This window comes from Pseudobythopirellula maris (genome assembly GCF_007859945.1).
GTDB lineage: Bacteria > Planctomycetota > Planctomycetia > Pirellulales > Lacipirellulaceae > Pseudobythopirellula > Pseudobythopirellula maris.
The window spans coordinates 298,934-313,370 of record NZ_SJPQ01000001.1 but is presented as its reverse complement, the minus strand read 5'-3'; the positions used below and the strand labels follow the sequence as shown (position 1 = coordinate 313,370).

The following is a 14,437-nucleotide window of genomic DNA, read 5'->3' as shown; positions in this document are numbered from 1 at the left end:
GCTGCAATATGCCGAATCGAGGCCATCTTCTCTCAATGAACGGCCGGCGGGCCGTCTGCCTAATCCGTTAGTGGGTGAGGAATCACTTCCGTGAACGACGTCCAACCAAGCCAGCCAGGGCCAGCATCACAAGGCCCACCGTGGCGGGCTCGGGGACGGTCGAGATCGACACGAAATCGAGATCGTAAGTGAAAGGCGTCGGGCTGTCTGCGAACGCGGCGGGGACGCTCACGCCGATCTGCAAGTTGCCGATGTCAGAAAACACCGTGTTGAAGTTGGTTCCTTCGAACGTGACAAACTCGCTGTTGCCCGGGCGGATGCTGACTTCGAGCTCGGTCCAGGTGTTCGGCATCACGGGCGGCAGCAAAATGGCGGAGGAGCCCGGGAAGTTGAACGGGCTGGCGAAGCGGACGTTGTAAACCAGCGGGAGCGGTGCGTTGTGGCGGACCAAGGCCTTGAACTGCTTGACGCCATCGGCGATGTAGTTGCCGGCAAATTCACCGTCGCTGGCGCCGTTGAAGGATTCGCCCCGGAAGAGCACCAAGCCGAAGGCGCCATCGGGCAGATCGCCGAACGCGTAGTCGGTCGACACGTAGCCGTCCGCTGAAGGGCCCGCTGCCGGCACGTGGGTGAGAGGAGAGAACGTCGGGTTTTCCCAGCTGGCCGCGTCGGTCTCAAAGTTCTCGGTGATCGTCACGTCGGCGGCATGGAGGCCGGCGGTCGTGAGCAACATGGCGGCGGTCATCAAAGCGGTCACGGTGCGCATCGTAATTAGCGTTCTCCATGCCATCCCTACGGGGGGGCGGCGTTCTGCAGTGGGTGCAAGGTGGGAAGTCAAAGGTGGGGGGCGTGCCGATCAGTCCAGCAAAGCTTGTTGCTCATCTCACGTCGATTGTATCGGCTCGTCACTCCTGATACGGAGTCTCAATACAGAAATTATCAGCTACGGACTCACCGTCAAGGGAGGATTAGACAATTTTTAATGTCTAAAGTGCCCGCTTCGTGTGCTGTTTAGCGGACTTCGCCGGCCGGAAGCTGGGTGTTATCACCCAGTTTCCGGCGACCGACGAGTACGAAGAGCGTTGTAAAGTGCTTTCCCGCACGGCGTGGCAGAGACGCGGCTCACACACGGCGGCGATCGGCCGGTCGTGGTTGTGCGTAAAAAAACCTCGGTCGCTACGCGTTGCGTAGCGACCGAGGCGGCGTTAGGCTGACGCCCTTCGCGCGGCTCGTCTTGGCCGCGTAGACGGCGCCTCGTTTGCCATCAAGGCTCTAGCGAGGCGCCACGGTCGGACGATGAGGGGCTTGTCCGAGCCCCGTTTGTGCGGCCCCGTAGCTCAACTGGATAGAGCGTCGGCCTCCGAAGCCGAAGGTTGCTGGTTCGAATCCAGCCGGGGTCACTTTCTTCTCGGTGATTTCTCAACTGGCGCCGAACTGTTTGTGGCTGCTTAGGCTCAAGCGACTGCGGCTCAAGCGGTTAGGCCTACAGGCCGCAGCGGCTAGAAATTGGCGTTGAAGACTTCTTCGCCGTTGCGAGTAGCCATCGCTCGCCACACATCGAGCTCCACGTTGTCGGAGATCGTTTGCACCGATCCGTCGACCATCGAGGCTTGCACGATTCCTGGGTGCCAGCTCCGCGACGTGATGATCGCGTAAGTCGGGGCGCCGGCCGATCCGTTGCGGCCTTCTTGCCACGAGTTGTAATCGGCGTCGACGGTATCGCCGCTGCTGTTCTCGTACCACACCGCGGTGTTGGGGGTCATCGCCGCCGTGAAGCCGGTGTGGTGAACGCGTCCGTCGGGCCATTCGGTGTGGCCGGTCGTTTTCTCTTCGGGCCCCGAGGCGACGATCGCCGCCGCCTGTTCGGCGTTCTCCGGGACGTCGGTTTGCGAGGGCCCGCCGTTGCGTGTGTATGGCGTCCAGGCCTTCACCTCGGCGGCGAGCAGCGTCTTGCTGGTTCCGTCGACCACCTCGGCGAGGCGTAGGTTGCTGTTGGGGAAAAACACCCCCTGTCCCCCCTCGTCGGTGCTGGGGTCGTACACGAACCACACCCCCATGTTGAAGGTGTAGTTCGTCGCGTAGAGCAATACCTTGTCTTTGCCAGGGTCGCGAACCTCCAGAGCGCGCGAGTCGCTGGGGCACTGGAACGTCGAGATCCGCAACCCGCTGATCGGTTGTTGGAAGTCCCACGCCTCTTCGAGGTTGACGAGTTGGCTGAGCGAAGACTCTTCGAGGTAGTCCAGAATGCGGCCATGCACGCCCCAAGAGCCGTTGTTGCCGGTCGAAGTGACAGACAAGTCGACGTTGGCGCTGGGTGGCAATTCGCGGAACGAGCCCTCGTAGTTATGGATTCCCAGGGCGAGCTGTTTGAGGTTGTTCTTGCACTGGTTCCGACGCGCCGCTTCGCGGGCGGATTGCACCGCCGGCAGCAGGAGCGCCACCAGAATGCCGATAATCGCGATCACGACTAATAGCTCGACGAGCGTGAACGCCCCAGCGGCGTTGTGGCCTGATCTGTACTTCATGCCTCGGTTCCTCTGTTCCACGATTGTTGACGCCCGAGCGAGCCCTCGCCCGGCGGCTTGTTCCTTTCGGGCGAAGCGCCGGTGCAACAAGCATTTGGCGTACCATGCTGATCCCTCTCACGCCGGTTATAATCACGGGGCGAATATTAGGGGGCCAAAACGCGAGAGCGCGGCGTTAGATAGCGCCGACACCTGTCGCACGGCGCGACACTCGCGCCGCGCAATGCGGCGCTCCCACCGCTTGTGCCATGCCGAGACGCCCCGTGCGACTGCCGATCCGAAATCAGTTTTTGTTCCCACTCGTGGCTGTGGCCGTAGCAAGCCTTGCCGCCGTGGCGGTGGTCAATGCGTGGCTCGCCACGTCGCGCACCCGCGACCGAGTGGAGCACCAATTGCGTGGCGTGGCGGCGGTGCTCGACGCGAGCCGCTTCCCGCTGACCGACGCGGTGCTGCGGCAGATGCGAGGCCTCTCGGGCGCCGAATACCTGCTGCTCGACGAGTCGGGCAACCGGGTCGCTTCGAGCGGCGAGGGGCTCAGCCCCCCCTCGCAACCGACCGCGCCGCCGGCCACCGGGGCCGATCGGGTCGTGCTCGGAAAGATGGTCACGGTCGCCGATCGCCGGTATTACCACTCTTCGATGCGGCTCACTCGGCCCTCGGCCGTCCGCGCGCCGCGCGTTTTGCATGTCTTCTTTCCACGCGACGAGTACAACGCCGCGTGGCGTTCGCTTTTCCTCCCGCCGCTCGTGGTAGGTGGGGCGACCATCGCCGCCGTGATGCTTGTGACACACTTGGTGGCGTCGCGCATCAGCCGTGCTCTAGGGCGCCTGGGCGCCGAGGTCTCTCGACTGGCGGGCGGCGACTTTTCTGAGTTGGAGCCCCCCACGACCGACGACGAAACCCGCCGTTTGGCCTTGGCGGTCAACCAAACAGCGCGGCGTCTCGCCGAGTACGAGCAACAAGTACGCGGCGCCGAGCGGATGCGGACGCTCTCGACCCTCGGCGCGGGCTTGGCCCACGAGATCCGCAACGCGGCGACCGGATGCCGGATGGCGGTCGACCTGCACACCGAGGCGTGTCCCGCCGCGGGCCCCGACGACGACACGCTCGAAGTGGCCCGCCGGCAGTTGCTGCTGATGGAGAACCGGCTGCAGCAGCTGCTCAGGCTCGGCAAGGAGGACGACTCGCCCGGCGATCAGGAATTCGACTTGGTCGAGCTCGTCGAAGGGCTGGTGTTGTTGGCCACGCCGTCTGCCGAACACGCCGGGGTGGCCCTCGACTGGCGTGCGCCGGACTCCCCCATTTTGGTCGAAGCCGATCCGCAGCAACTGAGCCAGGCGGTGATGAACCTGTTGCTCAACGCCATGGAAGCCGCCCGGCGCCACGCCGCGCGAGCGGCCGAAGCTTTGCCCCACGCGGGCGCTTACGTACGCATCGAACTCACGGCGAACGCCCGCGGCGCCGAGCTGCTCGTGGCCGATTCGGGCGAGGGCCCCAGCCCCGAAGTGTCCGACTCTTTGTTTGACCCTTTTGTGACCGACAAGCCCGAAGGCATCGGGCTGGGTCTCGCCGTGACGCGTCGCACGGTAGAATCGTGTGGGGGGACGATCGACTGGCGTCGTCGGTCCGACGACAACCAAGCGGGCGAGACGCAGTTCGTCCTCCGCCTTCCTACGCATCCCTCCGGAGCCGCCGCACATGGCTAACGTGTTGGTCATCGACGACGAACAATCGATCTGCTGGGGCCTCAAGCGTCTTTGCGAGGGCCTGGGGCACTCGGTGACGACCGCCCCCTCGGCCGAGGAGGGCCTGCGGGTCGTGAAGGCTTTGCCGCCCGACCTGGTGCTGCTCGACGTGCGACTGCCCGGCGTCGATGGGCTCACCGCGATGGAGCGGATGAAGGCGCTCGCTTTCGAGGCCCCGATTATTGTCATGACGGCGTTCGGCGACATGAAGACCGCGGTCGCCGCGGTGCAGGGGGGGGCGTTCGAGTACCTCCTCAAGCCGTTCGATCTTGCCGAGGTGCGTTCGGCGATCACTCGGGCGTTGCGTAGCGAGCCGCCGTCGGCCGCGACGCCGGCGCCGAGCCTCCACGGTGAGATGATCGGCGACACGGCTGAGATGCAAGCGTTGTTCAAGCAGATCGCGCTGGCCGCCTCTGCCCGGGCCAACGTGATGCTGCAGGGCGAGAGCGGTGTTGGCAAAGAATTGGCCGCCCGCGCCGTTCACCGCCACAGCGCCAATAGCTCCGCCCCGTTCGTGGCGGTCAACGTGGCGGCGCTGAGCCCCACGGTCGCCGAGTCGGAGCTGTTTGGCCACGTCGACGGCTCGTTCACGGGGGCGAGTCGCACGCGCGCGGGTCTGCTCGCTCGTGCCCACGGCGGCACACTGTTCCTCGACGAGGCGGGCGACATCCCGATGCCGCTGCAGGTGAAGCTGCTGCGCGCGATCGAAGAGGGCGAGGTGCTGCCCGTGGGCGCCGACCGCACGACCCCGGCGCGTTTTCGGGTGATCACGGCCACGCACCAAGACCTGCTGTCGCAAGTCCAGGCGGGCGAGTTCCGGCACGACCTCTACTTCCGCATCAGCGCTTTCCAAATCGCGATCCCCCCGCTCCGCGAGCGAGCGGACGACATCCCTTTGCTCGCCCAGCACTTTTTGTCGCTGTCGGAGTCGTCTGAGAAACCGATCGCCCTGGCAAGCGAGACCCTCGCCGAGCTGAAGCGGAGGCCGTGGCGCGGCAACGTGCGTGAGCTGCGCAACGCGATCGAGCACGCCCAGGTGTTGGCCCGCAGCGGGACGATTCTGCCGGAGCACCTGCCGGCTCCGCAGCCGTGGTTGGGCGCCGCGGAAGCCGAGACCGCAGACGCGCGCCTCTCCGACGTCTCGGTGCGAAGGGCCGAGGAGTTGCTCGACGACCCGGAGGCGTTCGGCACGGTTTACAGCCGGCTGCTCGGTGAGGTCGAGGGGCCGCTGCTAGCCAGAGCGATGGCGAAATACGACAACGAGTGCGCCCCGGCCGCCCGGGCGCTTGGGCTGCACCGCACGACCCTTAAGCGCAAGCTAACCGAGCACGGCCAGCAGAGCTAGAGCGGTTTGCTCATAGGTGTAGACGCTCGGCTCGCGATCGGCGTCATGGCTTCGTCAGCCTGCATCGACAATGCACCGCATTGCCTGCTTCGGCTTCCTAGCCACGCCGCCAATCGCTTCCCCCCTCGTCCACACCAATTCGAATACCGCTCTAAGCGGCTCGGCTTCTCGCCACGCCTAGGCCGCTGCAGCCGAGCATCACAAGTGCAGCCGACAGGGGCTCCGGCGCCGCTAACAATCGCGATGCCAGGAAGTCGATCGCCTCGCTGTTGACTATCGGAGACTGGGTTCCGAAACCGTGGCCGGCGCCTTCGACTCGGCGGAACACGTTCTCCACCCCCGCCGAATCTAACGCCGCCGCAAGCCGCATGCTCTGCAAGATCGGCACGCTCGTGTCGAGGTCGCCGTGGGCGATATAGATCGGCGCGTCGTCCGACGAAACGTGCGCCAAGGGACTCATCAAGTGCGTCAAGCGGGCCTTCTCGGGGTACGGGGCGACGAGGCTGCCAATATTCGCCCTCAGGTCGCCGATCCCCTCCCCGGGGCCGTCGTAACCGATCAATCGTGATTCGGGCGAGTTCGGCGCGTCGTGATCGATGACGCTGCCCGGAGGGTCGCGGTCGTCGAGTTCCATGGTCAGCAGGTGCGTCGGTCCAAAGTAATCGACCGCTGCCTGGACAGCGCTTGATTGGTCAAGGTTGCCCCCAATGTCTCCCTCAGCCGCATCGATGTCGCCGGAGGTGGCGAGCAAGGCCGCCAAGTGGCCGCCGGCCGAACTCCCCCATGCGGCAAAGCGGTTCGGGTCGAGGTGGTACTGCGCAGCGTTGGCGCGCAAGTAGCGGACAGCGCCTTTGACATCGTGAATCTGCGCCGGCGCGATCGCTTCGCCGCTCAGCCGATACTCCACCGAGGCGACCGCGAAGCCGCGCTGCAGCAGTTGGGTCAGCCCGGCCGGCGGGTTGTCGTGAGAGCCGCCGGACCAGCCGCCGCCATGGATCCAGAGCACCAGCGGGCTCTTGTCGGCCGAGACCTGAGGCAGCCAAAGGTCGAGACGCAGGTCCTTGTCCGCGCCGCTGTCGGTCGGGGCGGTTGCGTAAGTCAGGTCATCGTGAGTCGGCTGAAGCCTCTGCGATATCGCGGGTCTCGCAACCAGGCAGGCGCTCAGCCCCAAGAGCAGTATCCCGCAGCGAACGGGGCGAACGGCGTTTGACGGATTCACGAGATCTTCTCCGTTACGTGCGTAGCGAGAATCGTTTGCGACGGAGGTGAAAGCGAGCGAGACGCGGGCGTCTTTCTGCTCCGCGCGGGCCCAGACTCCGGCCAAACCTCCTAACCCCACCAGAGTTCGTGGGAGTCGTTTTTTTCTAGAGGGGACCCAAAGTCAGCGCTTTGCAGACGAATAGCCGGCGGGGATAAACCGCCTAGCGGCTCGGCGTGCGGCTCGTGCAGAGATGGATCGGAGGAACCGATCGCCCCCGGTTTAGTCGAGTCCTGGTGAGAAAACCACTCCGAAAGCAACCGCTCAAGGCGGCTTCGGACCCGCGGTCAAAAAGCCAGTTAAAATACGCTTGCGCGCTGATTATACTGTGTGCATATTCCGATTCTCGCACTCGCTAGTTCATCATCAGTAGGCCGTGGAGTATGGACCAAGTTTCAGCCGACAGCGTGTTCAGCGCGGTCGAGTTCGCCGAGAACCCCGAGCCGCGCGTTCCGTGTGTGCTGCTGGTGGACACGTCGACCTCCATGCAGGGCCCGCCGATCAACGAGCTGAACTCCGGCCTGGCCGCCTACCGCGACGAGCTGCTGGCCGACCCGCTGGCGTCGAAGCGGGTGGAGGTGGCGATCGTCACGTTCGGGGGCCACGTCGAACGCAAGACCGAGTTCACCACGGCGGCGAACTTCGATCCCCCCACGCTCCAGCCGCGCGGCGGCACGCCGATGGGGCAGGGCATCCGCACGGCGCTCGACATGATCGAAGAGCGCAAGAACGCCTACCGTGAGAACGGCATCGGTTACTACCGCCCGTGGATCTTCATGATCACCGACGGCGAGCCGAACGACCACTGGAAGCCGATCGTGTCGCGCGTCCACACCGGCGAGCAGACCAAGGCGTTCTGCTTCTTCGCCGTGGGCGTGGAGGGCGCCAACATGGAGATCCTCGGCGAGATCTGCGTGCGCAAGCCGCTGTGGCTCGACGGGCTGAAGTTCCGCGAGCTGTTCAGCTGGCTCTCGAACTCGCAGCAGGCGGTCTCGCGGTCGTCGCCGGGCGACGAGGTGCCGCTCGAAGACCCCACGAGTGGGCCCTCGGGCTGGGCCCAGATCTAACGCGCCCCGGCTCTCGCACCGCCCTGGTCGAAAGGGCGCGAAATCTCCCCCCGTGTGGAACAGCAACCGCCCATGTGGCAAAGCATCGGACAGAGTGTGCAGGGGCAATCGCACGCCGCCAAGAACGAACCGTGCCAAGACAGCAAGGCTGTTCGAGTCTTGGGCGACGGCGCCACGCTCGTCGCCTGCGTGGCCGACGGCGCCGGCAGCGCCAAGCACAGCGACCTCGGCTCGTCGATCGCTTGCGACACCGTAGCCGAGAAGTCCGAGGAGTTGTTCGAAGCGGACCCCGCACTGAATAGTCTCGACCGCCAGATGGTGCTCGACTGGTGCGAGCTCATCCGCGCCCGCCTGTTCGAAGAGGCCGATCGCCGCGAGTGCGCCTCGCGCGAGCTGGCGACCACGCTCTGCGCGGCGTTGCTGTCGGCCGACCGGGCGGTCTTTTTCCAGATCGGCGACGGCGCCATCGTGCTCAGCAGCGGCGGGGTGCAGGGCGTCGTGTTCTGGCCGCAATCGGGTGAGTACGCCAACTCGACCAACTTCCTGACCGCGGACGACTACGCCGACCACCTCGAGTTTATCTCGATCGAGCGTCCCTTCACCGAGGTCGCCCTGCTGACGGACGGCATCGAGCGAATCGCCCTGTCGTTCGAGGGCCAGACGCCCCACGCCCCGTTCTTCCAACCCTTGTTCAACGCGATCCGCTCCACCGCCGAGCCGCTGGCTCTTGAGACGGAGCTCAGCAAGTTCCTCGATTCCGAATCCGTTCGAGTCCGATCTGATGACGATAAAACCCTCGTCCTCGCAGCCCAGGTTGTCGCTGGCTGACGAGGCGGGACGCCGGGTCGAACTCGGCGACGTCATCGGCAGCGGCGGCGAGGGACGCGTTTACGCCGTCACGGGCGCCCCGCGCCTCGTGGCCAAGGTCTACCACAAGACCCCGCTCGAAGAGTCGCACGCCGACAAGCTGCGGGCGATGGTCGCGATGCGCAACGAGCAACTCACGGCCGTTTCGGCCTGGCCCAAGTCGCTCTTGGTCCACTCGATGACGGGCAAGCCCTTCGGGCTGCTGCTGCCGCTGGTCGGCAAGAGCCGCGAGCTGCACGAATTGTACGGCGTCACGAGCCGGCGGATGCACTTCCCCGGCGCCCACTGGCGCCACCTCACCCTGGCCGCCCGCAACACGGCCGCCGCCTTCGCCACGATGCACAGCGCCGGCATGGTGATCGGCGACGTGAACCAGGGCAACCTGCTGGTCGACGACCAGATGCGCGTACAGTTTATCGACTGCGACTCGTTCCAGATCGAGACCTCGGGCAAGCTCTTCTCCTGCCCGGTCGGCACGCCCCACTTCACGCCGCCCGAGTTGCAGTCGATGCGGCTGCGCGACGTGCGACGCGAGCCGCAGCACGACGCGTTCGGGCTGGCTATCTTGATCTTCCACCTGCTGTTCATCGGTCGCCACCCGTTCGCCGGCCGCTACCTGGGCGACGGCGACATGCCGATCGAAAAGGCGATCGCCGAGCGGCGGTTCGCCTTCTCCAAGGACCGCGACGCCACGCGCATCGACCCGCCCCCCGCCTCGCTCACGCTCGACGACCTCACGCCCCGTTTGGCGGCGATGTTCGAAGCGGCCCTGCGCGGCGAGCCGGGCTCACGACCCTCGGCCCTCGATTGGACCAACGAACTCGACTCCCTGGTCCGCTCGCCGCAGACGTGTGAGGTCGATTCGACGCACCTGTTCGCCAACCCCCGCATGGGCTGTCCCTGGTGCCGTATCGAGGGGCTCGGCGGCCCGTCGTTCTTCACGTCGTCCGACTCGATGGGCGACAGCTCGGCATCCGGCTCGGGGCGGCTGCAAGCGGTCGAGGCGGCGGTCGCGCGGGCGTCGACGATCGAGTTCCCCGACCTCTTGACCAAGCGTCTGGCCGTGCCGCCGATGCCGGCGATCAAGAAACCGAAGTCGCCGCCCCGTTGGTCGCTCGTCGACTGGGCCGCGGCGGCGTGGTGCGTCTCGGCCGGCGCCGCGTTGCTCTCGGGCCTCGGTCTGCCGGTGGCCATTGGCGCCGCCGCCACGGGGATCGCCGCCGCGGGCTATCTGGGCGCCTCGAAAGAGGGACGCTCACGGCGCCGCCGACTCGAGGAGGACATGTACCGGCTCGACGAGCTGACCGTCGAGCTCGAGCGTGGCGCCGAGCAGGTTGTCGCCGGCCACGCCGCCAAGCGCAAGGCTTTTTTCGAAGCCGTGTCGGACCTCGACACCGAGGTCGACCACTACCGCTCGGGGGGCGAGAAGGCCGAAGAGGTCATCCGCGAGATCGAGACCGCCGCCCGCGACAAGCAGCGCACCAAGTACCTCCGCGAACACGCTGTCCGCGAGCACCTGCGTGAACCGAACGGCCGCCCCACAGGCATCGCGCTGATGCTCGAGTCGTTCGGTATCGAGACGGTCAACGACATCGACACGGTCGCCCTGAACAGCGTGCCGAACCTCGAGCCGCACCAGATCATCGCGTTGCTCAACTGGCGTGCGGAGGTCGAGTCCGAGTTCCGTTACCAGCCGGAGATCGGCATGACGGCCCGCGACGCCGCCCAGCACCCGGAGGAAGCGCTCAAACGCTTCAAGCTGGTCAAGGCCACGCGCGTGCTGAACGGCGTGAAGAAGCTCAAGGCCGCCACGTTCGACGGCCACAGCTACCTCGAAGCCGCCATCGCGCGGTTCGAAGCCCGCGTGCGCAAGTGGCGCGAGATGGCCCGCGACCTGCAGGACTTCCAGGCGCTGAGATCGCCGATTGAGCGGCTCATCAACCAACCGGGCGGCGTGCTGTTCGCTTTCGCCGTGGGGCCGCCGCTGCTGGCGATGATGGTTTGGTTCTTGTTTGGATAGCCCGGCGGTTGCACTGCGTCATTAGGCTATGCATGGTGGGCGTTTTTCAGCGGTACGCTGAAAGGCCACTCAAGCGGGGTAGCCCAGGTTCTTGAACCTGGGTGGCGAAGCCACATGAAGCCGCCGTCTGACGCCCTTAGCCGGTGCGCCGTTCGTGACACAGCGTTTGCTCTGTTGCTTGCTGTCGCCTGCGGTGACCCAGGTTTGAAAACCTGGGCTACCCATTGTCTTCTTGCATCTTCGCGCCTTTGCGCGAAACTTTCTTCGGCGTTGCTTGCCTCTTGTAGCCGCATGCTACGATGGCGTCCTCTTGGCCCCTAGCACGCTCTGAGAACTTGTCCCTATGGATTGGCTTCCCGTCTCCAGCCCCCCCGCCATCCTTGCGGCGCTTAGCGGCATCGGCGCCTTCTTCTTCTGGCTCGAGCGGCGGACCGGGTGGCGGTTGTTCCATTACCTGCCGCCGCTGATCTTCATCTACCTCACGCCCGTCGTGCTGTCGAACAGCGGCGTGCTGCCGACCGCCTCACCGGTGTACGACCAGATGAGCCGGCTCGTGCTGCCGATGATGCTGGTGCTGTTGCTGCTGAAGGTGAACATCGGCGGCGCCGTGCGCGTGCTGGGGCGTGGCGTTGGCGTCATGCTTTTCGGCACACTCGGCGTGATGGTCGGCGCGCCAATCGGCCTGCTGCTTGTCAAACCGTGGCTCGGCCCCGACGCCTGGAAGGCGTTCGGCGTGCTGGCCGGCAGCTGGATCGGCGGAACAGGCAACATGGCCGCAGTGAGCGAGATGATCGACGCGGGCGGCGCCGAGTTCGGCCTCGCCGTGCTCGGCGACTCGACGATCTACGTGATCTGGCTGCCGATCTTGCTCGGGTCCAAGAAGTTCGCCGACCGGTTCGCCCGCTTCTCGGGCGTCGAGCCCGAGCGGCTCGAGCGGATGGAGGCCGCCATCGCGGCCGAGCGGGTCGAAGCCCGCCCGCCCGGCACGGCCGACCTGCTGTCGCTGTTGTGTGTCGCGTTCGCGGCGATGGCGGCGGCGGAATTCATCGCCACGCTGCTGCCCGAGTTCCAGCCCTACCTGAGCGCCGGGACGTGGCGGATCCTCTTGATCACGACGATCGGCATCGGCCTGTCGTTCACGCCGCTCAGTCGCCTCCCCGGCAGCCACGAGCTTGGCATGGCGCTGGTCTACCTGTTCGTCGCGCGGATGGGCGCCATGGCGGAGATCGACCGGGCGGCGTCGCAAGCGGTCCCGTTTCTCATCGGCTCGGCGGTGTGGATCTTCATCCACGGCGCGTTCTGCCTGCTCGGCGCCAAGCTGCTGCGGGTCGACGTGCACACCGCGGCGATCGCCAGCGCGGCGAACATCGGCGGGGCGGCCTCGGCGTCGGTCGTCGCCTCGCACCACCAGGAGAGCCTCGTGCCGGCGAGCATCCTGATGGCGCTGATGGGTTACGCCGTGGGCAACTTCGCGGCGTACTTCACGGCGCTGCTGTGCTGGTGGGTGAGTGGGTAGAGAGTGGCCGCAGGGCGTAATGCTTCGGGCACGACACGGCAGTTCCCTTGCCTACAGAATGTCGCGAGTGTCCCAAAGCGATTACTGAATAAAGGTGAAACGCCCTGCTCCTCGTGGGCAAACGTGAAATAAACGCCGGCCGTGACCGCGGCGCACGCTACTGAAAAACATTTGGCCACGAGTAAGGCTGTTAACCGCCTCACATGTGCATCAGAGATACCGCCTCGGCGTAAGACGTGAGGCCCGCGGTGAGTTTGTTCACCGCGTCGTCGGCGAGCAGCGTGATGCCTCGCTGCTGCATCTTCTCGACGATCTCGATCTCGTCGCAACCGTTCACGATGATGCGTCCGAACTCCGTGTCGATCGGCAGCATCTCGAACAGCCCCAGCCGGCCCTTGTAGCCGCGGTTCTGGCAAGTCGCGCAGCCCTTCGGCTCGTACACCAGTTGCCCGGTGAGTTCCGGCCGGCCGAGGCCCGCCGCCTCGGCTTCGCTCATCTCGTGCGGCTTGCGGCAGAGCTGGCAGAGCCGCCGCACGAGCCGCTGGGCAACGCAGAGCCGCAGCGTTGAGGCCACCAGGTACGGCGGCACCCCCATGTCCACCAGCCGCGTCACCACGCTCGCCGCCGAGTTCGTGTGCAGCGAGCTGAGCACCAGGTGGCCAGTGAGCGACGCCTTGATGGCGATGTCGGCCGAGTCGTAGTCGCGGATCTCGCCGATCATGATCACGTCGGGGTCGCTGCGCAGGATGTTCCTCAGGGCGGTGTCGAAACGGACCTTGTCGGCCGTGTCGACCTCGACCTGGGCGACGCCGACGATGTCAAACTCGACCGGGTCCTCGATCGTGATCACACGCCCCGGGTGATGACCCAAGCGGTGCCGTAGGGCGGCGTAGAGCGTGGTCGATTTGCCGCTGCCGGTGGGCCCGGTTAGCAGCACCATCCCTTGCTTCATGCCAACCGCATCGGCGAAGAGCCGGTGCGTGGCGGGCTCCATGCCGAGCTTGTTGAGTGTGAGCGCTTCGGTGTCGATCGACAGCAAACGCAGGGTGAGCCGCTCGCCGTGGGTCGTGGGCAAGCAGGCGGCCCGGATGTCGACCTTGCGGCGGTGGGGTCCCAGCTCGTAAGTGAACCGCCCGTCCTGGGGCATTCGCCGCTCGGCAATGTCCATCTTGGCGAGCACCTTCATGCGACCGATGATGCTGGCGTGCAGACGCTTGGGGTACTTCTTGTAGGCTTCGAGCCCGCCGTCGACCCGGAACTGCACGAGCAAGATATGCTCTTCGGGGTCGATGTGGATGTCAGACGCTCGGCGCTCAAAAGCCGTTTCGAGCAGCTCATCGCACAGCGCCGAGGGATTGCCGTAGTTCGCTCCGTCGTCGGCGGGCGCCTCGGTCTCGGCCTTTTTGGCCCGGCCGAGCTTGCGATTCATGTAGTCGAGCGACGCCTTGAACGAATCCTGCTTCTCCGGCGTGGCGGGGGCCTTGTCGTGCGGCGTGGCGACCGTCAGCTCTAGCCCCGGCACGTAGGCCGCAATGATCCACTCGCCTTCATCTCCTTCGCGCACCCGGTGCGTGGGCATCAGGTCGCCGCTCTCGGCCCACTTCTGCAGCTTGGTGAAGGTGAAAGGTCCATACACTTGGCCATCGCCGATCTCGAAAAACCACTCATCCTTGGGAGCGTTTTTCTTACTGGTCGTCGCCATAGCTGGTAGCCAGTCGCCTGGGGGGAGGAGGGCGTGGTATCGCCCGATGGTAGATGCCAAACGCGATACCGTTATTGTAATCCAAAATCCAGCACGCTAGCAGCGCAGCCGTGGCGGACCAATCCGCGGCCAGCGGCGAAGAACTCAAACGCCTAGCTCCAGCCCGTACGAGCCTCGAAACGTGTTGGATTACAACGTTTCACCATCGGGCTTGTTCGAGCTGCAGGCGTTCTTCAGTGAGGGGTGATCAGCGGTGATACCACGCAGGCTTCGACGCGGCGTTCTGGCGAACCCTGCGGGTTGGGCAAGCCCTGTTCGCTGGGGATGATCGCCCGGATTTTCCGCCGAGGACCACCGAAGTAAGGGGCGTGCGGAATCGTCACGCGGCTACC

General features: G+C 65.6%; 10 protein-coding genes and 1 tRNA gene. 7 read left to right on the top strand and 4 right to left on the bottom strand.

The genetic code is table 11. From position 1 onward, the window contains the following. Positions 1-82 precede the first annotated feature (82 nt). Positions 83-766: a PEP-CTERM sorting domain-containing protein gene (locus Mal64_RS01160; RefSeq protein WP_197525322.1), complete on the bottom strand. Its 684-nt coding sequence runs from the start codon at positions 764-766 to the stop codon at positions 83-85. A gap of 560 nt (positions 767-1,326) precedes the next feature. Here Mal64_RS01160 and Mal64_RS01155 point away from each other — a divergent pair. Further along, positions 1,327-1,400: transfer RNA gene (locus tag Mal64_RS01155), tRNA-Arg, on the top strand. 99 nt (positions 1,401-1,499) lie between these two features. Here the strand turns inward: Mal64_RS01155 and Mal64_RS01150 are convergent. Beyond that, a complete protein-coding gene (locus tag Mal64_RS01150; protein WP_146395883.1) occupies positions 1,500-2,525 on the bottom strand; it encodes a DUF1559 family PulG-like putative transporter in 1,026 nt (341 codons plus the stop codon). A gap of 248 nt (positions 2,526-2,773) precedes the next feature. Here Mal64_RS01150 and Mal64_RS01145 point away from each other — a divergent pair, with 248 nt between their 5' ends. Continuing rightward, positions 2,774-4,231: a sensor histidine kinase gene (locus Mal64_RS01145; protein ID WP_146395881.1), complete on the top strand. Its 1,458-nt coding sequence runs from the start codon at positions 2,774-2,776 to the stop codon at positions 4,229-4,231. Beyond that, entirely contained in the window at positions 4,224-5,615 is a 1,392-nt protein-coding gene (locus Mal64_RS01140; RefSeq protein WP_146395879.1) for a sigma-54-dependent transcriptional regulator, read from the top strand. The genes Mal64_RS01145 and Mal64_RS01140 overlap by 8 nt, the downstream gene beginning before the upstream one ends. A gap of 151 nt (positions 5,616-5,766) precedes the next feature. Here the strand turns inward: Mal64_RS01140 and Mal64_RS01135 are convergent, their stop codons facing one another. Then, positions 5,767-6,834 (bottom strand): alpha/beta hydrolase, encoded by a 1,068-nt coding sequence (locus Mal64_RS01135; RefSeq protein ID WP_197525321.1) that lies wholly within the window; start codon positions 6,832-6,834, stop codon positions 5,767-5,769. 422 nt (positions 6,835-7,256) lie between these two features. Between Mal64_RS01135 and Mal64_RS01130 the strand changes: the two genes are divergently transcribed. From Mal64_RS01130 to Mal64_RS01115, 4 genes are all read left to right on the top strand, one after another. After that, positions 7,257-7,940: a vWA domain-containing protein gene (locus tag Mal64_RS01130; protein ID WP_146395875.1), complete on the top strand. Its 684-nt coding sequence runs from the start codon at positions 7,257-7,259 to the stop codon at positions 7,938-7,940. Positions 7,941-8,012: 72 nt separating this feature from the next. Continuing rightward, positions 8,013-8,768 carry a PP2C family serine/threonine-protein phosphatase gene (locus Mal64_RS01125; RefSeq protein WP_146395873.1) on the top strand — a complete coding sequence of 252 codons (756 nt, stop codon included), beginning with the start codon at positions 8,013-8,015 and terminating at the stop codon, positions 8,766-8,768. After that, positions 8,722-10,827: a helix-hairpin-helix domain-containing protein gene (locus tag Mal64_RS01120; RefSeq protein ID WP_146395870.1), complete on the top strand. Its 2,106-nt coding sequence runs from the start codon at positions 8,722-8,724 to the stop codon at positions 10,825-10,827. The genes Mal64_RS01125 and Mal64_RS01120 overlap by 47 nt, the downstream gene beginning before the upstream one ends. A 343-nt stretch (positions 10,828-11,170) precedes the next feature. Beyond that, positions 11,171-12,343 (top strand): DUF819 family protein, encoded by a 1,173-nt coding sequence (locus Mal64_RS01115; protein ID WP_146395868.1) that lies wholly within the window; start codon positions 11,171-11,173, stop codon positions 12,341-12,343. A 199-nt stretch (positions 12,344-12,542) separates the two neighbouring features. On the opposite strand, the gene Mal64_RS01110 is transcribed toward Mal64_RS01115, so the two are convergent. Continuing rightward, positions 12,543-14,045 carry an ATPase, T2SS/T4P/T4SS family gene (locus Mal64_RS01110; protein ID WP_146395866.1) on the bottom strand — a complete coding sequence of 501 codons (1,503 nt, stop codon included), beginning with the start codon at positions 14,043-14,045 and terminating at the stop codon, positions 12,543-12,545. Positions 14,046-14,437 lie beyond the last annotated feature (392 nt).

Bases quoted from the DNA above. Each gene is read 5' to 3' on its own strand.
- Mal64_RS01110 (WP_146395866.1), bottom strand. From the start codon at position 14,045: ATGGCGACGACCAGTAAGAAAAACGCTCCCAAGGATGAGTGGTTTTTC.
- Mal64_RS01130 (WP_146395875.1), top strand. From the start codon at position 7,257: ATGGACCAAGTTTCAGCCGACAGCGTGTTCAGCGCGGTCGAGTTCGCC.
- Mal64_RS01150 (WP_146395883.1), bottom strand. From the start codon at position 2,525: ATGAAGTACAGATCAGGCCACAACGCCGCTGGGGCGTTCACGCTCGTC.
- Mal64_RS01140 (WP_146395879.1), top strand. From the start codon at position 4,224: ATGGCTAACGTGTTGGTCATCGACGACGAACAATCGATCTGCTGGGGC.
- Mal64_RS01145 (WP_146395881.1), top strand. From the start codon at position 2,774: ATGCCGAGACGCCCCGTGCGACTGCCGATCCGAAATCAGTTTTTGTTC.
- Mal64_RS01120 (WP_146395870.1), top strand. From the start codon at position 8,722: ATGACGATAAAACCCTCGTCCTCGCAGCCCAGGTTGTCGCTGGCTGAC.
- Mal64_RS01160 (WP_197525322.1), bottom strand. From the start codon at position 766: ATGCGCACCGTGACCGCTTTGATGACCGCCGCCATGTTGCTCACGACC.
- Mal64_RS01115 (WP_146395868.1), top strand. From the start codon at position 11,171: ATGGATTGGCTTCCCGTCTCCAGCCCCCCCGCCATCCTTGCGGCGCTT.
- Mal64_RS01125 (WP_146395873.1), top strand. From the start codon at position 8,013: ATGTGGCAAAGCATCGGACAGAGTGTGCAGGGGCAATCGCACGCCGCC.